Raw genomic sequence first — 19,751 nt, forward strand, 5'->3', positions numbered from 1 at the left:
GAGATCGAGATGACCCAGCAGAACCCGTCCTTCGTCTCCAGCGAAGCCGCCTTGCACGACGCGGCCGCGCAGCGCTGCGGCATGAGCGATTTCGGCTCGCAGGAATATCGGCCCGCGCTGCGTAGGCTGTTGCAGGCGCTCGATCAGGACACGCAGCTCACGGCCGAAGGCTGGCGCAAGTATTTCGATCGCATCGTGCAGGTGCTCGTGAGCCGTGCCTGGTCGCAGAAGGGTTGGGCCGAGCATCCCGAAAGCCTGTCGTACGAACTCAAGCCGCCGATCGTCATCACCGGCCTGCCGCGCACCGGCACCACCGCACTGCATCGGGTGCTCTCGATGGACCCGCAGTTCCAGGGACTCGAATACTGGCTCATCGACAACCCGATGCCGCGTCCGCCGCGTGCGGACTGGGATGCGAACCCGCTGTTCAAGCGCGCAATCGACGAACTCGAAGCGCTGTATCGCGAAGTGCCCGGCATGAAGGCCGCGCATCCGATCATCGCCGACGAGGTCTATGAATGCCTGCTGCTCACGCGCCAGGATTTCCTGTCGATCGACTGGACCACCAACGCGAACATTCCGAGCTATCAGCAGTGGTGGCTCGAGCAGGACACCGAGGCGATGTGGCGCCGCTATCGCGACAATCTCCGGCTGATCGGCCTGCATGAGCGCGACAAGACCTGGTTGCTCAAGAACCCGGCCTCGCTGTTCGGTCTCGCGGGCTTCATGAAAGTATTCCCGCAGGCGACGATCATCCAGACGCATCGCAACCCGATCACCTCGGTCGCCTCGGGCGCGAGCCTCGCGCGCATGGCGCGCATCCCATACGAAGGCGCGGGCACGAGCCGCACCGCGGCGGCGCGTCGCGAAGTGGATCTCTGGGGACGTGGTATCGAGATGGCGATGGACGTGCGTCGGCAATATCCGGACCGTTACGTCGATGTCTACTTCTCCGACTTCGCGAGCAAGCCGATGGAGACGATCGAGCGCATCTACGCCGGTTGCGGCCTCGCGCTGAGTGATACCGCGCGCGCGGCGATGCAGCGCTGGCTGACCGAGAATCCGCAGAACAAGCACGGCGAGCACAAGTATTCGCTCGAAGGAACCGGTATTTCGGAAGATGACATCCGTCGCCGCTTCGCGCCCTATATCGACTTGTACGGACTCGCCGCATGAGCCATGTGGGCTGCACGATCGCCGAGGGCGTCTGCGAGATCCGGCTCGATCGCCCGGCAAAGCTCAACGCGATCACGCCGGACATGTGGATCGAGCTCAACGCGGCGCTCGATCGCGCCGAAGCCGACGATGCGGTGCGCGTGATTCTGTTCAGTGCGGCTGGCAAGTCCTTCTGCGTCGGAGCCGATCTGAACGCATTCAGCGCCGACAACATGGGCGACGAGGTTCCTTCCGGACTCGACAATCCGGGTGGACGGCTCACCGCGCGGCTGCCGCAGATCGAGAAGCTCGTGATCGCGGCCGTGCAAGGCCATGTGATCGGCTTCGGCGTCAGCCTGGTCCTGCAGTGCGATGTCGTGCTCGCCGCAGCGACGGCGCGCTTCGCCCTGCCGTTCGTGCAGCGCGGCTTCGTGCCCGAGGGCGGCAGTTCGCTCTCGCTCGTGCAGCGTGTCGGCTATCTGCGCGCGGCGCAGATGATGCTCGCAGGCGAGGCCATCGACGCGTCCACCGCGAAGGATTGGGCGCTCGTGACGCACATCGTCGACGAGGCGGTCCTGCGCGAGCAGGCGATCGAAACGGCGCGCCGCATCGCCGGTTCGCCGCCGGGCGCCTTGCGGCGTACGCGCGAGTTGCTGCGCCGGCCTTCGAACGACATCGCAGACCAGATGCAGCGCGAGTCCGAGGCGTTCACCGCGCAGCTGCGATCGGACGAGTCCAAGGAAGCGATCGCCGCGTTTCTCGACAAGCGCAAGCCGGACTTCTCGCGCTTTCGCTGAGCTCGCACCCATGAGCGAGCAAACGAAAGGCCTTGCGCTGATCACGGGCGGAGCGAGCGGCATCGGCTACGGCATCGCCCGCGCCGCCGCACTCGACGGCCTGCGCGTGGTCATCGCGGACATCGACGTAGCGGCATTGCGGGAGTCCGCTGCGAATCTTGCAGCCGAAGGCGCCGAGGTTCTGACGCTCAAACTCGATGTCGGCAGCGAATCGGACTGGCGAAGCGCGGCGAGCTTCGTCGAATCGCACGGTAATGCCTTGCAACTGCTCGTCAACAACGCAGGCATCACTGGAACCGGACGCCACGTCGGCGAGCTGGAATCGGCCGAGTGGCGGCGCATCATCGAGATCAATCTGACCGGCCTGTTCCTCGGCACGCGGACGATGCTGCCGCTGCTGCGAAAATCCGAAGTCGGCGCGCACATCGTCAACACCGCCTCGATGGCTGCGCTACTGCCTTACGCGGGCGGTGCCGGCTATACCGCGAGCAAGGCCGGTATGCTCGCCTTCAGCGAAAGCCTGCGCCAGGAGCTCGAAGCCTCGGGCATCGGCGTGTCGGTGCTGCTGCCGGCGCAGGTCAGAACGCGCCTGTTCGATACCTCGGCCCGGCAGCTCGATCCAGACTCGGGCGATGCGATGTCGCGCCGGGCGGCTCAGGTGACGAGCCTGCAGCGCGATGGGCTCGATCCGCTCGCGGTAGGCGAGCAGGTGATGCGGGCGGTGCATGCGCGCGAGTTTTATATCTTCACGCATCCGGAGCTGAAACCGGTGATGGAAGCGCGCTTCGGCGCGATGCTCGCCGCGATGGGCGAATGACCCTAGCGCGGCCGGTCCAGCGGCGGCGCCAGATTGATGAAGCCGCCATCGACCACGAGTTGCGCGGTGATCTTCCAGCCGCCGTCCTCGCTTGGTGCGATCTGGCGCCGGTCGAGCGCGGCCTGCAAACGATTTTCGGGCGACATGGCCGTGCTCCGGTGTTCGGGCGTGGAACGCTGGCCGATATCGGCGGCTAGTAATGATACCGGCGCATGATCGCCGCGCGCCGTGCATCGACGATTCGCTTGCGCTGTTCGCGATCGAGCTTCGGCGTTGCGGCCGGCAGTTCCTGCTGCAGCTCGGCGAGCTTGACCTTGCGCACTTCGGGAACGTTGACCTTGCTGGTCTTGTACCAGCGGAACTGCGCGATGCCGTGCAGGCAGCCAATTGTATCGAGCCAGTTCGGCACGCCCGGATCCTGTGTCGACAGCACGAGCCGCGCATGACCATCTGCGTCGATGTGTGCCTGCGCGCCGTTCAGGCAGCTCTGGTGCTGCACGTAATCCGCAGTGCCGCCCCAGACGTCGCCAAGATGGATGTTCCAGTACATCGTCTGCGGAATCTCGACGTCGATGATGAGCGCCTCGTCGGCCTCGATCTCGTAGGGCAGCAGCAGATAGACCGCGACCGGATGCGAGCCGCCCTTGGTGTTGACGTTGCTCTGGTGGAATCGGTTGATGCCCGTGCGTTGCGGGTTCGTCGTGATGTGCGGCTGGAAATGCTCGACGACGAAGTTCATCAGGCGCAGGCAGCCGTCGAGACGGCGTTCGAGCTCGGCTTCGGGTAGAAAGCACGGACCGGCCGGCAGATCGTCGTAAAGCTCGATATGCAACTCGGCGCCGCGCGTATTGACCCAGTCGTAGTGTGTATCGCGGATCAGCAGCACGTTGTTGCGCGAGGTCGGATCGAGCTTGATCCAGTTCTTGCCCACTCCCGGATCGGTCGCCGACAGGATGTACTCGAAATTGCCGTCCGCATCGAGGATGCCCTCGGGCTGGTAGTTGCCGAACACGGTCGGCTCGTCGTCGCACCAATGGCTGCGATTGACCTGGATGTCGAGCCACAGCGTGTTGCCGCGATTGCCCCAGACCCGATACGTACGCGTGCCGTCGATGAAAGCCCAGCGATAGTGGAAGTCCGGGTTCGGCAGCGTCCACGTGAAGATGTTCGGCTCGAAGGTGCTGTGCACGTAGAAGGCCGGATAGGTCTGCTTGGGCGCGAAGCAGGTCGTGAACGCCGAAGCCTGCGCGTTCATGAGGAAGTAGTGCGCAGCCGCGTGCGTTTCCGGACGCCACACCATCTCGGTGGCGAAAATGCGCTGCCGCAGCGCTTCGAGTCCTTCGAGGTAGCGCTTCCAGGCCGCATCCATTGCGGGCGAGATGGCGGCGCCTTGTTGCAGTTGCGATGTCGAACTCGGCATGACGAGTTCTCAGCGCGCAGACGGCAGCCGAAAGCGCTCGTGCTCGCGCGCGTACCAGTCCAGGTAAGGCTTGAACGCGGTGTTGATCTCGTCCGCGCTGTAGCCGACGTCGTCTAGCGAATGCTTGTGCTTGCCGTGGCCGTGCGTCTTCTTGGCTTCGTTGTCCGCGTAGTGCTGCAGTCCGCGCTGGGTCGCCTCGGTGAACGGCAGATCGAAGCGCGCATAGAGGCGTCGCATGGTCTCGACCGGCTGCTCGATCAGGTCCTGGAACTCGATGTCGTAGAAGTGCCTGTCGACGGCCGGATCCTTGCGCGCCTCGACCATGCGGCGCGAGCCTTCGGCTTCGGCGGCGAGGAAGCTCGCGGCGACTTCCTTCGGATCGACCTGGTCGGACCAGAGCTTGCGCAGCTCGGTGATGTTGCTCGCGAGCGAGGACATGATCTGCGCGGGCGCGCGGTGCGTGTAGAGCAGGATCGCGTCCGGATAGGTGGCGAGCAGCTCGGGCAGGAAGTGCGAATGCTCGGGTGTCTTGAGCACCCAGCGCTCGCCCGCGTAGTTCGCCTGCAGGTTCTGCAGGAACTGCTTGTGGAAGCCGTAGACGCCGCGCCAGTCGGCGTCGTCCATCGCGTATTTCGCGAAGGTCGGAATGTTGATGTAGGCCGGGAACACCATGCAGGCGAAGGTATGCTCGAAGATGAAGCCGCATTCCTCGGGCAGTCGCGAGTCGAACGGATGCGTGGCCTGCAGGCCTTCGGATCCGAAGCCGTCGCTCATGAGCTGGTTCTGCACTTCGGCGATGCGCGGATCGGTTTCGTAGGTTTCGCGCTCCGGCGGCGGCACCGAGCGGAAGATTTCCCACATGCGCGGCACCCGATGCGCGGGATCGAACGAAAGCAGCGAGAGCAGGTTGGAGGTGCCGCTGCGCGGCAGGCCGAGGATGAAGATCGGACGCGTGATCTTCTGCTGCTCGACTTCTGGATGCCTGGCGCGCCAGTCGTAGATGCGCAGGCGATTCTGCAGCAGCCCGTCGATGCGGCTCAGCATGCGCTCGCGACCGAGATCGGACAGGCGGGCTTCGCGCTGCATGGTGTCGAGTAGCAGCTGCAAGCCGGTGCGGAAATCCTGCTCGCCCCACTGGTTCATGCCGGTGGCCTTTTCGGCGGCGGCAATGAGGTCTCGGGCGCTGACGGTACGGCTCGACATCGAATCTCTCCTCGGGCTGGTCGGATGTGCACGCTCCAGGATGGAACGCGGCTCCGACTCTCGATCGAGCATAAATGGTGCACTTAATGTCCGCAATAAGTGAAGCGTTTCAGCTGATATAGGCCTTTTTACTGCTCTGGCCTTGACAATTGGTGCACTGTTAACAATGCTGGCGGCCATAAGGAGCGGTCGCGCCGGGATGCATTGAAGTCCGGTGCCGAACCCCCGTCAGTGCCATGTGAGGAGAGCAGAATGCGTCGCTGCATCATTGAGCGGATCGCGATTCCGAGAGTCGGAATTCGGTCTGCGCCGCTCGCCGAAAACGGCGGCGAACCTTACTCGATAGCGCTCTTCGTCGCTTGTGAAAGCGCTTTCAGTTTGCCCGCCGCAGCGGCCGCAATGGAGTGCCGTTCGTGATCGCGATTCAAGCGCGCAAGCCGTGGACCTTGATCGGCCTGCTGATGTACATCGAGACGATCGCGGCCTTCGAGGTCGCGATGATCTACGGCGCCATCGGCCTGCTCTACAAGCTGTTCAGCGATCCTGTGCTCGTCGGCTGGGTCATCACGATCTACCTGCTGGTCTCGGCCTGCCTGACGCCGCTGATCGCGCGCCTCGGCGATCTCTACGGACGCAAGCTCGCGGTCAGCTGCGTGCTGGTCGTCGCGACGATCGGTTCGCTGATCAGCGCGATGAGTCCCGATCTCGTCGGCCTGCTGGTCGGCCGCGGCTTGCAGGGCTTCGCCGGCTCGCTGCTGCCGCTGTGTTTCGGCCTGCTGCGCGAGCATCTCGAGCCGTCCAAGCAGCGCATCGGCACCGGCATGATCGCGGCCACCGCCAGCATCGCCTCGGGCGTCGGCACGCTGGCCGGCGGGCTCATCGTCGACCATCTGCCCTGGCATTCGATGTTCTGGTTCGCGTCGGCCGCGTCGATCGTCGCGGTGATGCTCTCGATCTTCGCGCTGCCGCCATCGCGCCCCGGCGCGTCGCCCGACCGCAAGATCGACCTGATCGGCGGAACGCTCACGGTGCCGATGATCGCGCTGGTCATCTACTCGATCGGCCAGATCAAGTACTGGGGCCTCGATGATCTGCGCATCTGGGGCATGCTCGGCCTCGCGGCGCTGATCGGCGCTTACTGGTTCCGCCACGAATGGACGCGCAAGGAGCCGCTCATCGACGTGCGCCTGCTCGGCAATCGGCAGGTCGCGATCGCCAACGCGGTGATGATCATGGCCGCCTACGGGGTTTTCCAGGTCGGGCCCTTCATCAGCATGCTGTTGCAGCAGACGCCGAAGGCCGGCATCGGCTTCGGCTTGTCTGCGACCTTGTCGGGGGCCTTTCTCTTCGGGGCACAGGTGACGGCATTGATCGGCGGGCCGCTCGCCGGCCGTATCGCGGACAGGGCCGGGCCACGACGGGCCTTGCAAGTCGGCGCCTTCACCGCCGCGCTCGGCTGGACCGGCATGTACATTGGCCAGCACTGGCTCGAACTGCTCGTCGTCATGCTGTTCGTGCAGGGCATCGGCTCGGTGATGATTCTCGGCGCGACGCCGATGGTGCTCGCCGACGCGGTGCCGCTGGCACGCACGAGCGAAGCCAATGGCGTGACCGCGGTGCTGCGGCAGACCAATTTCGCAATCGCCACGCAGCTCTGCGCGTTTCTGCTGAGCCTGCACACGGTCGCGGTAGGCGACGCGCATTACCCGGGCTCCACGTCGGTGGGACTCACGTTCTCCCTGCTCACCGGCGCGACCGTGCTCGGATTCGTGGTTTCGCTGATGCTGCCGCGCGCCGGTCGTGCGGTCGCGCCGGCGGTGCCTGCCATTCCCGCGCGGTGTAGCTGAGCGCGGCATCGAGCGTTTGAAATCGTTGCGATAGGAAGAATCAGCGTGACTCAATTGAAAGGCAAAGTCGTGGTCGTCACCGGCGGTTCCGAAGGCATCGGCTTCGGCATCGTGCAGAAGCTGGCGATGGAAGGCGCGAGGGTGGTGTTCTGTTCGCGCTCGGCGGAAAAAGGCGCCAAGGCCCTGCAGCAGCTCGCGGAACTCGGCCTTGAAGCCGACTATCTGCAGGCCGACGTCGGGGTACGCGAGCGTGCCGAGAGCGTCGTCGCGACGACGATCGAGCGCTATGGGCGCGTCGACGGGCTCGTCAACAACGCGCAGGCCGAGTGGAAATGGGTGCCCGTCGAGAACAAGACTGAGGATGCCTACGACAAGGCGCTGTCGTCGGGCTTCCACGCCTCGCGCTGGCTCATGAACGCGGTGTTTCCGCACTTCCGCAAGCAGGGCGGCGGCCGCGTTATCAACTTCGGCTCGCGTCGCGCGGTCTACGGCGCCAAGCTCAGCGCCGAGTACAACTCGACCAAGGAAGCGATTCGCGGGCTCACGCTGTCCGCCGCGCGTGAATGGGGCCAGCACAACATCACCGTCAACGTGATCTGCCCGGCTTGCGAATCGGCCGGGACCGTCGAGTACATGAAGAACAACCCGGAAATGGCCGCACGCACGCTGCTTGCGATTCCGATGCGCCGTCTCGGCAAGGCCGTCGAAGACCTCGGCGCGCTCGTCACCGGCCTGCTGACCGAGGACGCACGCTTCATCACCGGCCAGACCTTCTTCGCTGACGGCGGCCTGCATCTCAAGCGCCCCGAGTGAGCGCTCGGGACTAACAAGACTTCGCGGAGACGGTAGCGATGGGACGTTTGAACGACAAGGTGGCGGTGATCTGTGCGAGCCACGAGGACGCACGACACGGTGTCGCGGCCGGCATCGCGCAGCGATTGCGCGACGAAGGTGCACGCGTGGCGATGCTGGCCTCGCCGTCCAGCAAGGCCGAGGCCGAAGCCGCGATCGCCGACGTGCTGGCGCGTCATGGACGCATCGACATCCTCGTCAACGGCGCGGATGAGTCCACCGACTTTTCGCCGCTGGCGAGCAAGAGTCTCGCGGTCGGCGTTTCGGCGCAGGCCGTGCTGTGGAGCCTGCAGGCCGCGTATCCGGCCTTGCGCGAGCGCGGCGGTCGCGTCGTCAACATCGTCGCGACGATGGGCGACAGCCTCAACCGCAAGATCGCCGATGAGGTCGCCGCGAGTGAAGCGATCAAATCACTCACGCGCAGCGCGGCCGAGGAATGGGGCGAGCACGGCGTGCTCGTGAACGCGCTCGCGGTTGCAGCCGATACCGCCGCGTTCCGCAGGCTGCGCGAGCAGGCGCCCGATGCGGTCGATGCGCTCGTGGCCCAGTCGCCGATGCAGCGCATGGGTGATTGCGAGGCCGACATCGGCGGCGCCGTGATGCTGCTCGTCAGCGACGCCGGCCGCTTCCTGACCGGACACGTGCTCTACGCCGACGGCGGTCAGCATCTGACGCCGACGCCGTTCGAAGCGATCGTGCCGGTTTGAGGCGCCGCATGAACGTCCTCCAGGGCGAGCGCTGACGGTGCTGCAAGCCGAAGCGGAGCTGGAGAACGCAGCGCTACGCGAGCCCAAGCTCGGCGAGATCGTCGCCTCGAAGATCAAGCAGGATATCGCCGAACTCGGCTGGCCGATCGGTTTCGTGTTCGGCAGCCAGAGCGAGCTCATGCAGCGCTACGAGGTGAGCCGCGCGACCTTGCGCGAGGCCATCCGGCAGGTCGAGCGGCACGGCATCGCGCGCATGCGAACGGGCCTGCGCGGCGGTCTCGTCGTGCAGCAGCCTGCACGCGAAGCCGCGGTGCTCGCGCTCGCCGCGTATCTCGAGCTTGCGGCCGTCAGGCTGCACGATCTGCTCGAAGCGCGCAGCGTGCTCGAGGAACTCATGATCACGCTGGCCTGCGAGCGCGGTGGTGAGCGCGAGCTGCTCGATCTGTCCGCGCTCGTGCGCGAGCTGCGTGACGCGCCCTTGACCAGCGTCGAGGCGGATATCGAGCTGAGCCTGCGATTCCGCCGGTCGCTGGTCTCGCTGTCGCGCAACCCGGCGCTCGTGCTCATGCTCGAAGCGCTCTATCGCGTGAGCAGCGATCTGCTGAGCTTGCCGGCCGATACGCCGCAACTGCCGGCGCTGATGCTCAAGGCCCGGCGCGAGAAGATCGCGCTCGCCGAAGCGGTGATCGCAGGCGATTCGGTGCAGGCCGGCCTGCGTGCCCGGGCCTCGCTCGAACGCGCGCGCAAGGCCCTGGACGAGCGCGCGATCGAGCTCGGATTCCGGGCCGACACCGCGAGCGCGCTCGAGCTGGTCGTGCAATCGCAGCGCTTCGGTGGAAGCGCACAGCTCAAGCTCGGTCATCGGACCTCGCTGCGCATCGCGCTCGACGCCCAGCGCGCAGGACCAGGCGGCAAGCTCGGCTCGGAGGCGCAGCTCTGCGAGCGCCACGGCGTGAGCCGAGCAGTGTTGCGCGAAGCTTTGCGCACGCTCGAGCCCCAGGCCATCGTGAGAGCGCAGCGCGGCGCCTACGGTGGGCTCGTCGCCTGCGCACCCGATCCCCAATACACGGTCGAGCTCACCTCGACTTATCTCGAATACGCCCGCCTGCGACCGCGGCATTTCTACGAGCTCTGGCGCGCGCTGCAGATCGCCTGCACGCCGATGGCCGCCGCACGCATCGACGACGCCGGGCGCGCACGCATGGAGCGCCTTCGCAGCCAAGAGGCGCGACCGATCTCGCCGTCACTGCGATTGCCGACGCACGGCTGGCTGCATGCCCTGATCGGCGAGCTGTCGCGCAATCCGGCGCTGGCTTTGTTCATGGGCCTGCTCGATCGCGTCGGCACGCACTACCACGCCGATCCGCCAGGTGACGAAATCTGGACGCGCATCGTCGCGAGCCATGCGGAGCTCTGCGGGCTGATCGCGGCAGGCGAGGCCGCGCTGTCGCGCCGGGCGATGCTGCGCCACCTCAAGCTGCTCGACGTTCGCGTCGAGCTGCTGCTCGAATCCTGAGCGCATGCGGGCACTCGATGTGTCAGTCGCGGCTGACGGGTTTCGCTGGACTCGCTCCGAATAAACGAAGAAATGCGGCGAACCCGCTACATCTTTGCCTAAGGTTTTGACCGTTGATTAGCGTGCATCGGCGAGAACAAGCTTGAGACATCGAGGAGACCCATGAGCAGCGCACGCCAGCAATTGCTGAACCTCATCACCGATCCGGACAGCGCCTACGATCAGCCTGCGGCCGCGCTGAGGCCCCTGCAGCTGCAGGCCGCGCAGGAGCTGTTCGAGCAGCGGGCTACGCAGATTCCGCTCGTCAAGCGGCGAGCGGACGACGCGGCGATCACGCGGATTCGCAGCTTCGACGACCTGGTTCCGCTGCTGTTCGCGCATACGGTCTACAAGTCGTATCCGGCCGCGTTCTTCGAGCAGGGCCGCTGGGACCGCATGCTGGCCTGGCTAGACACGCTATCGGTCGCCGACGTCAAGAACGTCGACGTCAGCGGCGTACGCAACGTCGACGACTGGCTCGAGCGCTTGTGGGCGGCGGGTCATGCGGTCATCGCCACGAGCGGCACCACGGGCAAGTGCTCGTTCCTGAATCACACGATGGGCGATCGCGAGATGAAGTCGCGCCACGCACGCTACTCGGTCGGCTGGCCGCTCGCGCGCGCGAATGCCGATCGTCCGGTGTTCTGGCTCGGACCGATCAAGGGACGCCAGAGCTCGGTCGAGGCGGCGATCGCGAACGCGCAGAACTGGGGACGTCCAGGCTCCACGTATGCGCTTTCGCAGGAGCCCTTGCTGATTTCCGAAGTCAGCGAAATGGCCGCCATGCGCAACAAGATGGTCAAGGGAACGGCGACGCCCGACGAGATCGCGGCCTTCGAAAGCAAGGGCGCGCAGAAGGGCGAGCGCATGCGCGCGAGCCTGCGCGAGTTCGCCGCGAAGATCTTCGAGCATCGTCACGAGCCGATCTTCCTGAGCGGCCTGTGGGCGCAACACATGCTGATCATCGAGCGCGCCCGCGAGCTCGGCATCGGCGACGGCGAATTCCATCCGCAGTCGGTGATCAGCGCGGGCGGTGGGCTCAAGGGCGTCTCGCTGCCGGACGACTATCAGCAGCGCGTCGATCGCTTCTACGGTCCGGTGCTGCGCTTCGCCGCCTACGGCATGACCGAAATGGCGCAGACGTTGCCGCGCTGCGAGGCCGGCCGCTATCACATTCCGCCCGGGCTCATCGTGCTGCCGCTCGATGCGCCGGGCGAGCAGCTCATCAAGCCCGAGCATGCGAACGGCCAGCCCGTCGAAGCCCGCTTCGCGTTTCTCGATCTGCTCTACGAAGGCCGCTGGGGCGGCCTCATCACGGGTGACAAGGTCAGCATCGATTTCGCCGATCGCTGCGCCTGCGGACGCCATGGGCCGACACTGCTCGACAACATCGCGCGCTACAGCCAGCCCGGCCAGGACGATCACATCGGCTGCGCCGGAACCATCGACGCCTACATTCGTGGAGCCGTCGCATGAAGGCCGCACTGTCCGATCCGGCTCCGCTGTTTGGCGGATCCGTCCACGGTCGCGGCAACCGCGACTGCCTACTCTTTCGCGGTCGCTCACCATCCATTCGCGGAGTGCTCCACGCATGAACGCCCCCACGCAGCTCCAATCCGTTCCGCTCTGCCACGTCGTCAAGGGGCGGACCGTCGAAGGCGCCGATCTCGAATTCGGCCCCGCGCACGCGCGCTTCACGACGCCCAGGCTCAATCTCAACGACCTGGTCTGGCCGCGCACCGAAGCCGGTCCCGCGTTCGAGACGCCGCTGTCCGAAATCATGGACGTGCTCGTCGAAACCGGCGCCTGGCTCGGCCGCGATCCGCAGGGCCTGCTCGCGCAGGCGCTCGAATACTCGATCCGCAGCAGCCCGCTGCCGGCCGCGATCCTAGAACGCTCCTACGCGGGCCTGCCGCGCCTGTTCGATCGCAAGAGCATGGAGTTTCAGGTGCAGGCCGAGCTCGGTGGCGCGGATGTGGTCGACGGCTGGCGCGAGGTGATCGACGCGCCGAGCGGGCGCAAGCATCGCGTTCGTGCGTTTCCACCGCGGCTCGTGCACGTGATCGCGGGCAACTCGCCGGGCGTGGCGGCGACCACGATCTTGCGCGGCGCGTTGATCAAGGGCCTGCACCTGATCAAGATTCCGTCGAACGATCTGTTCACGGCGACCGCGATCCTGCGTGCGCTGGCTATCGTCGCACCGAATCATCCGGTGTCGCGCTCGTTCTCGGCCGCGTACTGGCGCGGTGGCGATGCGCAGGTCGAAGGCATGCTGTTCCGTCCGCAGTTCTTCGACAAGCTCGTCGCCTGGGGCGGCGGCAGCACGATCATGAACGCGCAGAAGTACATCGGGCCGGGCTTCGAACTCGTCGCCTTCGATCCCAAGACTTCGATTTCGCTGATCGGTCGCGAGGCTTTCGAATCCGACCAAACCCTCGCCCAGGTCGCCGATCTCGCGGCGGCCGATTCGACGATGGTGGAGCAGCAGGCCTGTGTTTCGAGCCGCTTCCAGTTCGTCGAAGGCACGCAGGAGCAGATCGATCGCTACTGCGCGCTGCTGCAGCAGCGCATGGGCGTGGAGCGGCCGATGGCGACCGCCGCCGGCCGGCCGCTGCCGCAGGCGATGCGCGAGGAGATCGAAGGCCTGCGCGGCATGGAGGACTATTACCGCGTCTGGGGTGACTACAAGGGGCAGGGCGTGGTCATTCGCTCGGACGAGCCGGTGGAATTTCACCCCGATGGCCGGGTCGTCAACGTGCTGCCGGTCAGTTCGCTGGCCGAAGGCGTGCGGCATGCGAACGTCGCGACGCAAACGGTCGGCGTCTATCCGCCTGCGCGCAAGGCCGAGTTGCGCAATGCGCTCGCGGCGATGGGCGTGCAGCGCGTCGTCAATCTGGGTTCGGCCGGCGCGATCGAAGGCGGCCTGCCGCACGACGGCTTCATGCCCTTGCATCGCTTCGTGCGCTGGGTCAACGACGAAGGCTGATGCCGCTGCGATGAGCGTCGATGCCCTGCTCGCCGCGCTGGCCGACACCACGCGTCGCCGATTGTTCGAATCGCTGACCGAGCCCGCCTCGGTCAGCGAACTGGCGTCCCGGCATCCGATCACGCGCGGCGCGGTTTCGCAGCATCTCAAGGTGCTCGTCGACGCCGGGCTCGTCGAAGCGCGGCCGCAGGGCCGCATGCGCATCTACAGCCGCAGGCCGCAGTCGCTGCGCGTCCTGGCTCAATACGCGATCGCGATGGACAAGGCCTCCGAAGCCGCTCCGCCGGATGCGGTCGCCAGCGAGCTCGGAAAATGGCAGGCCGAAGCGCCGAACATCGACTACGGCGTGCTCGCCCTGATGATGTATTTCACCCAGATCGGCCATCACGTCGTCAGCTCGAGCGAAGCGGTGGCAGAGCGTGTCGGCCTGAGCTTCGCGGATGTCGCGCTGCTCGGGGCCCTGCGTCGCCTCGGCCCGCCTTACGAGAGCAGCGCGAGCCGGCTCGCGCGCACCTTCTGGATCAGCCTGCCCGGCATGACCAAGCGACTCGGACGGCTCGAAGCAGCGGGCTTTCTGATTCGCAGCGTCGATGCCGACGACCGGCGTAGTGCCCTGCTGCGACTGACCGACAAGGGCCTGAACGTATTGCGCGACCTGGTCGCCAACCAGCAGCCCGCCGAGTATCACGCGCTGCTGCAGCTGAGCGCCGCCGAGCGCGAGCAGCTGTCGAGCCTGCTGCCGCGCCTGCTCGATCTCATCGACGATCAGCATGGCCAGCGCAGGCCGGATTATCGCGTGCGCTGATGCGACACCTGGAATCTTCACGATGATTCACCTCGAACGGTTCGACGGCGCGGCCGTGCTTGAGATCGACAATCCGCCGGTCAACGCGACTTCGCAGGCGGTCCGCCAGGGCCTGCTCGATGCGCTCGCGAGCGCCATCGCGGACGACAGCCTCGGCGGCATCGTCATCATCGGCCGTCACGATCGTTTCAGTGCGGGCGGCGATGTGCGCGAGCTTGGCAACACCGCGCTCAACAAGCCGAGCCTGCGCGACAGCATCGCGCTGATCGAGCGTTCGCCCAAGCCGGTGGTGGCGGCGATGACCGGTGTCGCGCTCGGTGGTGGCCTGGAGCTCGCGCTCGGTTGCCATGCGCGCGTCGGTGCCGATCCGCTCAAGCTCGGGCTGCCCGAAGTGACGCTCGGCGTTATTCCGGGCGCGGGCGGAACCCAGCGCCTGCCGCGCATCGTCGGGGCGCGGGCCGCGCTCGACATCGCCACCACGGGCCGGCATTTCAGCGCGAACGAGGCGCATGCGCTCGGGCTGCTCGACGCGATCTGCGAGCCGGGCCGTCTGCTCGAAACCGCGCTGCGGCAACTGCCATCCGTGCGCGTGGATGCGCGAGCGCCTCGGAACGATACGGCTGTCGATCCCGAGATGTTCGCTCGCTACCGCGAATCCAAGCGTGCGCAGTGGGAGGGCCAGCTCGCGCCGTGGCTCATCGTCGATGCGATCGAATACGCCTGCACGCGACCGCCCGAAGCAGGCCTGGCGTTCGAGCGCCAAGCCTACGAGCGCTGCCAGACCAGCCCGCAGCGCGCGGCGCTGGCGTATCTGTTCTCCGCTCGCCGCCGCGCAGCCAAAGGCGGGCTTGATGCGCGTGCGCAGGCGATCGCGGAGGCTCTCGGTCGGGAGCCCGATTCACTCGCCGATGCGGGCGATCGCCTGATCACGCAGGGACTGGCGCAGCACGCCGAGGAAGTCGATGTCGTCGCCGTCGATCGGCTCGGCTTTGCGGCGCATCTCGGCGGCCCGATGTATCGGCGGGCAAACCGGCGACAAGGCGATTGAGTCTGCGCTCGGGCGCGTCGCGAATCGCTCAGCCGTAGCGCTGGCGCAGCTTCGGTGCGACGTGCTCGGAGAACAGTTTCAGGAAGCGGGCCTGATCGGGGCCCGGCGCATGAAATACCAGGTGATTGAATCCGAGCTTCACGTAAGCGCCGATCTTCTCGACCATCTCGTCGGCATCGTCGCTGACGATCCAGCGTGAGGCGGCGCGCTCGACCGGCAGGGCGTCGGCGAGCTTTTCCATTTCGAGCGGATCCTCGACGTTCATCTTCTCTTCGGGCTTGAGCGCGAGCGCGCCCCAGAAGCGCGTGTCTTCGAGCGCCTTGTCGCGGTCGGTGTCGAACGAGACCTTCATCTCGATCGTGCGATCGTAGTCCGGCCGGTCGAGACGGTCCGAGGCTTCGAGCCCGGCCTGCAGGTTCGGCAGCAGCGTGTCGGTGTACAGCTCCCACTGCTTGCCGCTCGTGCAGATGAAGCCATCGCCCTCGCTGCCCGCGAGCCTGGCCATCACCGGGCCGGCGCCGGCGATGAAGATCGGCACGGGCCGTTCGGGCTTGTCGTAGATGGTCGCGACTTCGGTCTTGTAGAACTGCCCCTCGAAACTCACGCGATCCTCGCGCCAGAGTTGCTGGATGAGCTTGACGGCCTCGCGAAAACGCGCGGTGCGCTCTTTCTGTTCGGGCCAGTGCAGGCCGGACGAGGGCACTTCGTTGAGCGACTCGCCGGTGCCGATGCCGAGCACCACGCGCTGCGGAAACAAAGCGCCGAGCGTGCCGAAAGCCTGCGCGACGATGGACGGGTGATAGCGGAAAGTCGGCGTCAGCACGCTCGTGCCCATGATCACGCGTTCGGTCCTGGCGCCGAGCGCGCCGAGCCAGGCCAGCGAAAACGGCGCATGGCCGCCGGTGTGGCGCCAGGGCTGGAAGTGATCGCTGATCCAGACCGAATCGAGCCCGACCTGCTCGGCCAGCACCCCATAGGCCAGCAATTCGTTCGGGGCGAACTGCTCCGCAGACGCCTTGTAACCAAGCTTCAACATGCCGATCGTCTCCTCGTGGCTTCTCGACTTTCTCGCGGCGAAAGCCGGGCGTCGTGGCCGCCAGCATAAATCCAAATCGAACAGAGGTGTTCAATAGCGACCTGCGCGCATCGTCCATGGCCCGGCCGCACGGCGTCGGCGTCGTGCCCGGCGCCGAACCGCGGTGGGGTAGACTCGGCAGCCCTTCATCATCCGGATGAGCGACGGTGAGCCAGCAGAATCGCAGCAGCCTCATCCTCAATACCGACAGCTACAAGCTGAGTCACTTCCTGCAGTATCCGCCGGGGACCCGGTACGTCAGCAGCTACATCGAGCCGCGCGGCGGCGCGCTCGACAGCGTGCTGTTCTTCGGCCTGCAGGCCTTCATCAAGGACGTGCTCTGCGCGCCGCTGACGCAGGAGCAGATCGACGAAGCCGAGCAGATCGCGCAGGCTCACGTCGGGGTGTTCAATCGCGCAGGCTGGCAGCGCCTGCTCGAAAAGCATCGTGGCCGGCTGCCGATCGAGATCGAAGCGCTGGCCGAAGGAACGGTGCTCGGCACGCGCATTCCGCTCGTGCAGATCCGCAACACGGATGCGGAATTCCACTGGCTCGGCGGCTATCTCGAAACCTCGCTGCTGCGCGCGGTCTGGTATCCGACGACGGTCGCGAGCCTGAGCTTCGCCTGCAAGCGGATCCTGCTGCGCTATCTGCTCGATACTGCGGAAGATCCGCACGCGGTGCTGCCGTTCCAGCTGCATGATTTCGGCGCCCGCGGCGCCACCAGCGAGGAGTCGGCCGGCCTCGGCGGCGCCGGGCATCTGCTCAATTTCCTCGGGACCGATACGCTTTCCGCGCTGCTCGTCGCCAGGCGCTGCTATCACGAGCCGATGGCGGGCTTCAGCATTCCGGCCAGCGAGCACAGCACGATGACGAGCTGGGGCCGCGCGCATGAAGTAGAGGCCTATCGCAACATGATCGAGCGCTTCGCCGGGCCGCAGAAAATCCTCGCCTTCGTCGTCGACAGCTACGATCTCTGGCATGCGGTCGATCAGCTCGTCGGCGTGGAGCTCAAGACGCTCGTCGAGAGCACCGGTGGCCGCGTGGTGATACGGCCCGACAGCGGCGATCCGATCGCGGTACTGCCCCGGCTGATCGAGCACCTGATGGCCCGCTTCGGTCATCGCGTGAATGCGAAGGGCTACCGCGTGCTGCCCGATTTCATTCGCGTGATCCAGGGCGATGGCGTCAATCTCGACAGCCTGCCGCGCATCCTCGAAGCGCTCAAGATGCGCGGCCTGTCCACCGAGAACGCCGCGTTCGGCATGGGCGGCGGCCTGCTGCAGAAGCTCGATCGCGACACGATGAAATGGGCGATGAAGGCGAGCCAGGTCGTCGTCGGCGGCGAGGTGCGCGACATCTGCAAAGACCCGGTCACCGACCCGGACAAGCGCAGCAAGCCTGGTCGCCTGGCGATCGTGCGAGAACCCGAGGGAGGCTATCTCGGGCTGCGCGTCGAGGAACTCGGCGGCCGGGAAAATCTGCTGCGTCCGGTGTTTCGCGATGGTCAGCTGCTCGTCGACGAGGACTTCGCGACGATCAGGGCGCGTGCGGCCGAGGGTTTGCGTGCTTGATGTGGATGCTGGTTTGCGGATGCATCGCCAAGTGCGTGATGCGAGGCACCGTCAACAGCGAAATGGGTCGAAGCTCGGCAAAAGCCGGCCTACGCTATCGGCGGCTACCTGAGGCATTCGCCTGCACTGCAGAGGCTGCGGTCGATGATGCAGCGGACTTGAATCGGGCCATGTCCCGAACGGGTGGCATGCCAAACAAGCGTGCATATTCGCGGCTGAACTGCGTCGTACTTTCGTAGCCGACATCGAGCGCGACGGTCGTCGCCTTCTTTCCGTCCGCGATGAGCAGCGTGCGGGCCTGCATCAAGCGAAGCCGTTTCTGATACTGGATCGGGCTCAACGCGGTCACGGCCTTGAAGTGACGATGAAAGGCAGTCGGACTCATCGCCACCCGGCTGGCCAGCTCATCGACTCGCAGTGGCTGGTCGAAGTGGGCCTTGATCCAGTGCGTGGCCTGGCTGATGCGGGCCAAGGCAGTGTCGGGCGTGGCGATATCGCGCAGCATCCAGCCGTGCGGTCCGGTCATCACGCGATAGAGGATCTCGCGTTCGTAGGCGGGCGCCAGCGCCGGGATGTCGTCCGGCTTTTCCATGAGCCGCAGCATCCTCACCCAGGCGTCCAGCAGTTCGCTGCTCACGGGCGCCACCGAAAAGCCGCTGTCGTACGGCGCTCCGCCTTTGGGCGGCGGCACCGTCGCCAGCAAGGCCATCACGCGGGCCGGCTCCAGCGTCAGGCTGATCGCCAGATAGGGATCGCCGTTCGGCGCGGCGTGCACGGCACCCGTCGCGGGCAAATCGACGCTCATCACGAAATATGTCGCCGGATCGTAATGCAGCCTGCGGTCACCGACGGTCATGGTTTTGCCGCCCTGAAGGATCAGGTTGACCATCGGCTCGTAAACCGCCGCCAGCTGATGTTCGGGAATCTCACCCTGAACCATCGCTACCCGCGGAATGCCGGTCTCGGTTCGCCGGTTCTCGGCGCGGGATGCCAGCCGCCGAAGTTCGTTGAGCATCGTTTCCATGTCCCCATTGGAAACGGCTGGCAAGCCCGGTGACAAGACAACGGGTAGGAATAGGCAAGATCGGGGCAGGATTCGGCCGGACCGCCGTGGGCCCGATCCCTAGTCTGTGCCGACATCGACACGACACAGGAGCAGCACATGCAGAAGATCGTCCTGATCACCGGCGGCAGCCGCGGCATCGGCGCCAGCACCGCCTTGCAATGCGGCCGTCGCGGCATGGGCGTCATTCTCACGTACAAGCAGCAGTCCAGCGCCGCCGATGAAGTCGTCTCCGCGATCGAAGCGCAAGGCGGAAGAGCGGTCGCACTCAAGCTGGATGTCGGCCGGACCGACTCGTTCGTGGCCTTCCGCGACCATGTACGCGGCGCGCTCGACTCCACCTGGGGCCGTGGCGATTTCGACGCCCTGGTCAACAACGCCGGCCACGGGCTGTACGCGCCGATCGGGACTGTTACCGAAGCGCAGTTCGTCGATCTGTTCAATGTGCATCTCAAGGGGCCGTTCTTCCTGACGCAGACGCTGTTGCCGCTGATGGCCGATGGCGGGCACATCGTCAACGTCACCAGCGCCACCACCCGAGTCGCCACCGCCGGTGTCGCGCCGTATGCGTCGTTCAAGGGTGGACTCGAAGTGCTGACCCGATACATGGCAAAAGAATTCGGCGAGCGACGCATTCGCGCCAATGCGGTTACGCCGGGGGCGATACGGACCGAACTCGGAGGCGGGCTCGACGCCGAGTTCGAAGCCTTGCTCGCCGCTCAAACCGCACTCGGACGAGTCGGCGAAGTAGACGATGTCGGGCGCAGCATCGCCAGCCTGTTGTCCGACGACAACGGCTGGATCAACGCGCAATCCATCGAAATCGCCGGCGGCTACGTCATCTAGC

General features: G+C 65.9%; 18 protein-coding genes. 13 read left to right on the plus strand and 5 right to left on the minus strand.

The genetic code is table 11. The features are described from left to right. Positions 1 to 9 precede the first annotated feature (9 nt). The 3 genes from AC3WUM_RS03410 to AC3WUM_RS03420 are packed head-to-tail and all read left to right on the plus strand — an operon-like array spanning position 10 to position 2,769. Positions 10 to 1,176 carry a sulfotransferase family protein gene (locus tag AC3WUM_RS03410; RefSeq protein ID WP_492408706.1) on the plus strand — a complete coding sequence of 389 codons (1,167 nt, stop codon included), beginning with the start codon at positions 10 to 12 and terminating at the stop codon, positions 1,174 to 1,176. Then, positions 1,173 to 1,952 (plus strand): enoyl-CoA hydratase/isomerase family protein, encoded by a 780-nt coding sequence (locus tag AC3WUM_RS03415; protein ID WP_492408707.1) that lies wholly within the window; start codon positions 1,173 to 1,175, stop codon positions 1,950 to 1,952. The genes AC3WUM_RS03410 and AC3WUM_RS03415 overlap by 4 nt, the downstream gene beginning before the upstream one ends. A 10-nt stretch (positions 1,953 to 1,962) precedes the next feature. After that, the gene (locus AC3WUM_RS03420; RefSeq protein ID WP_492408709.1) at positions 1,963 to 2,769 is read left to right on the plus strand and encodes an SDR family oxidoreductase; all 807 of its coding nucleotides are present in this window, start codon (positions 1,963 to 1,965) and stop codon (positions 2,767 to 2,769) included. 2 nt (positions 2,770 to 2,771) lie between these two features. Here the strand turns inward: AC3WUM_RS03420 and AC3WUM_RS03425 are convergent, their stop codons facing one another. The 3 genes from AC3WUM_RS03425 to AC3WUM_RS03435 are packed head-to-tail and all read right to left on the minus strand — an operon-like array spanning position 2,772 to position 5,392. Continuing rightward, positions 2,772 to 2,915 (minus strand): hypothetical protein, encoded by a 144-nt coding sequence (locus AC3WUM_RS03425; RefSeq protein ID WP_492408711.1) that lies wholly within the window; start codon positions 2,913 to 2,915, stop codon positions 2,772 to 2,774. Between the two features lie 47 nt (positions 2,916 to 2,962). Beyond that, a complete protein-coding gene (locus AC3WUM_RS03430) occupies positions 2,963 to 4,189 on the minus strand; it encodes a DUF1214 domain-containing protein (protein ID WP_492408713.1) in 1,227 nt (408 codons plus the stop codon). A gap of 9 nt (positions 4,190 to 4,198) precedes the next feature. Further along, on the minus strand, positions 4,199 to 5,392 hold the full coding sequence (locus AC3WUM_RS03435) for a sulfotransferase family protein (RefSeq protein ID WP_492408714.1): 1,194 nt from the start codon (positions 5,390 to 5,392) through the stop codon (positions 4,199 to 4,201). A gap of 413 nt (positions 5,393 to 5,805) precedes the next feature. On the opposite strand from AC3WUM_RS03435, the gene AC3WUM_RS03440 reads away from it, so the two are divergent. From AC3WUM_RS03440 to AC3WUM_RS03475, 8 genes are all read left to right on the plus strand, one after another. Next, the gene (locus AC3WUM_RS03440; protein WP_492408715.1) at positions 5,806 to 7,239 is read left to right on the plus strand and encodes an MFS transporter; all 1,434 of its coding nucleotides are present in this window, start codon (positions 5,806 to 5,808) and stop codon (positions 7,237 to 7,239) included. A gap of 45 nt (positions 7,240 to 7,284) precedes the next feature. Then, a complete protein-coding gene (locus AC3WUM_RS03445) occupies positions 7,285 to 8,052 on the plus strand; it encodes an SDR family NAD(P)-dependent oxidoreductase (protein WP_492408716.1) in 768 nt (255 codons plus the stop codon). Positions 8,053 to 8,090: 38 nt separating this feature from the next. Further along, complete coding sequence (locus tag AC3WUM_RS03450; RefSeq protein ID WP_492408718.1) at positions 8,091 to 8,798, plus strand: SDR family NAD(P)-dependent oxidoreductase; 708 nt, start codon at positions 8,091 to 8,093, stop codon at positions 8,796 to 8,798. Between the two features lie 37 nt (positions 8,799 to 8,835). Further along, positions 8,836 to 10,314, plus strand: a complete 1,479-nt coding sequence (locus AC3WUM_RS03455) for a FadR/GntR family transcriptional regulator (protein ID WP_492408719.1) — start codon at positions 8,836 to 8,838, stop codon at positions 10,312 to 10,314. Positions 10,315 to 10,476: 162 nt separating this feature from the next. Further along, positions 10,477 to 11,829: a hypothetical protein gene (locus tag AC3WUM_RS03460; RefSeq protein ID WP_492408721.1), complete on the plus strand. Its 1,353-nt coding sequence runs from the start codon at positions 10,477 to 10,479 to the stop codon at positions 11,827 to 11,829. Positions 11,830 to 11,944: 115 nt separating this feature from the next. After that, positions 11,945 to 13,339, plus strand: a complete 1,395-nt coding sequence (locus tag AC3WUM_RS03465) for an acyl-CoA reductase (protein WP_492408722.1) — start codon at positions 11,945 to 11,947, stop codon at positions 13,337 to 13,339. Between the two features lie 10 nt (positions 13,340 to 13,349). Then, entirely contained in the window at positions 13,350 to 14,144 is a 795-nt protein-coding gene (locus tag AC3WUM_RS03470) for a metalloregulator ArsR/SmtB family transcription factor (protein WP_492408724.1), read from the plus strand. Between the two features lie 22 nt (positions 14,145 to 14,166). Then, positions 14,167 to 15,192, plus strand: a complete 1,026-nt coding sequence (locus AC3WUM_RS03475; protein ID WP_492408725.1) for an enoyl-CoA hydratase/isomerase family protein — start codon at positions 14,167 to 14,169, stop codon at positions 15,190 to 15,192. A gap of 28 nt (positions 15,193 to 15,220) precedes the next feature. Here AC3WUM_RS03475 and fgd read toward each other — a convergent pair whose 3' ends face one another. After that, on the minus strand, positions 15,221 to 16,228 hold the full coding sequence (fgd, locus tag AC3WUM_RS03480) for a glucose-6-phosphate dehydrogenase (coenzyme-F420) (RefSeq protein ID WP_492408727.1): 1,008 nt from the start codon (positions 16,226 to 16,228) through the stop codon (positions 15,221 to 15,223). 206 nt (positions 16,229 to 16,434) lie between these two features. Here fgd and AC3WUM_RS03485 point away from each other — a divergent pair, with 206 nt between their 5' ends. After that, entirely contained in the window at positions 16,435 to 17,841 is a 1,407-nt protein-coding gene (locus tag AC3WUM_RS03485; protein WP_492408728.1) for a nicotinate phosphoribosyltransferase, read from the plus strand. 94 nt (positions 17,842 to 17,935) lie between these two features. Here the strand turns inward: AC3WUM_RS03485 and AC3WUM_RS03490 are convergent, their stop codons facing one another. Continuing rightward, a complete protein-coding gene (locus AC3WUM_RS03490) occupies positions 17,936 to 18,865 on the minus strand; it encodes an AraC family transcriptional regulator (RefSeq protein WP_492408729.1) in 930 nt (309 codons plus the stop codon). A 138-nt stretch (positions 18,866 to 19,003) separates the two neighbouring features. Here AC3WUM_RS03490 and AC3WUM_RS03495 point away from each other — a divergent pair, with 138 nt between their 5' ends. Continuing rightward, positions 19,004 to 19,750 carry an SDR family NAD(P)-dependent oxidoreductase gene (locus tag AC3WUM_RS03495; RefSeq protein ID WP_492408730.1) on the plus strand — a complete coding sequence of 249 codons (747 nt, stop codon included), beginning with the start codon at positions 19,004 to 19,006 and terminating at the stop codon, positions 19,748 to 19,750. Position 19,751 lies beyond the last annotated feature (1 nt).

The sequence above is a fragment of the Hydrocarboniphaga sp. FW305-C-57 genome, from assembly GCF_058783045.1.

Excerpts from the sequence above, each read along its gene's own strand:
- AC3WUM_RS03410 (WP_492408706.1), top strand. The coding sequence starts at position 10 with ATGACCCAGCAGAACCCGTCCTTCGTCTCCAGCGAAGCCGCCTTGCAC.
- AC3WUM_RS03415 (WP_492408707.1), top strand. The coding sequence starts at position 1,173 with ATGAGCCATGTGGGCTGCACGATCGCCGAGGGCGTCTGCGAGATCCGG.
- AC3WUM_RS03420 (WP_492408709.1), top strand. The coding sequence starts at position 1,963 with ATGAGCGAGCAAACGAAAGGCCTTGCGCTGATCACGGGCGGAGCGAGC.
- AC3WUM_RS03425 (WP_492408711.1), bottom strand. The coding sequence starts at position 2,915 with ATGTCGCCCGAAAATCGTTTGCAGGCCGCGCTCGACCGGCGCCAGATC.
- AC3WUM_RS03430 (WP_492408713.1), bottom strand. The coding sequence starts at position 4,189 with ATGCCGAGTTCGACATCGCAACTGCAACAAGGCGCCGCCATCTCGCCC.
- AC3WUM_RS03435 (WP_492408714.1), bottom strand. The coding sequence starts at position 5,392 with ATGTCGAGCCGTACCGTCAGCGCCCGAGACCTCATTGCCGCCGCCGAA.
- AC3WUM_RS03450 (WP_492408718.1), top strand. The coding sequence starts at position 8,091 with ATGGGACGTTTGAACGACAAGGTGGCGGTGATCTGTGCGAGCCACGAG.
- AC3WUM_RS03460 (WP_492408721.1), top strand. The coding sequence starts at position 10,477 with ATGAGCAGCGCACGCCAGCAATTGCTGAACCTCATCACCGATCCGGAC.
- AC3WUM_RS03465 (WP_492408722.1), top strand. The coding sequence starts at position 11,945 with ATGAACGCCCCCACGCAGCTCCAATCCGTTCCGCTCTGCCACGTCGTC.
- AC3WUM_RS03470 (WP_492408724.1), top strand. The coding sequence starts at position 13,350 with ATGAGCGTCGATGCCCTGCTCGCCGCGCTGGCCGACACCACGCGTCGC.
- AC3WUM_RS03475 (WP_492408725.1), top strand. The coding sequence starts at position 14,167 with ATGATTCACCTCGAACGGTTCGACGGCGCGGCCGTGCTTGAGATCGAC.
- fgd (WP_492408727.1), bottom strand. The coding sequence starts at position 16,228 with ATGTTGAAGCTTGGTTACAAGGCGTCTGCGGAGCAGTTCGCCCCGAAC.
- AC3WUM_RS03490 (WP_492408729.1), bottom strand. The coding sequence starts at position 18,865 with ATGGAAACGATGCTCAACGAACTTCGGCGGCTGGCATCCCGCGCCGAG.
- AC3WUM_RS03495 (WP_492408730.1), top strand. The coding sequence starts at position 19,004 with ATGCAGAAGATCGTCCTGATCACCGGCGGCAGCCGCGGCATCGGCGCC.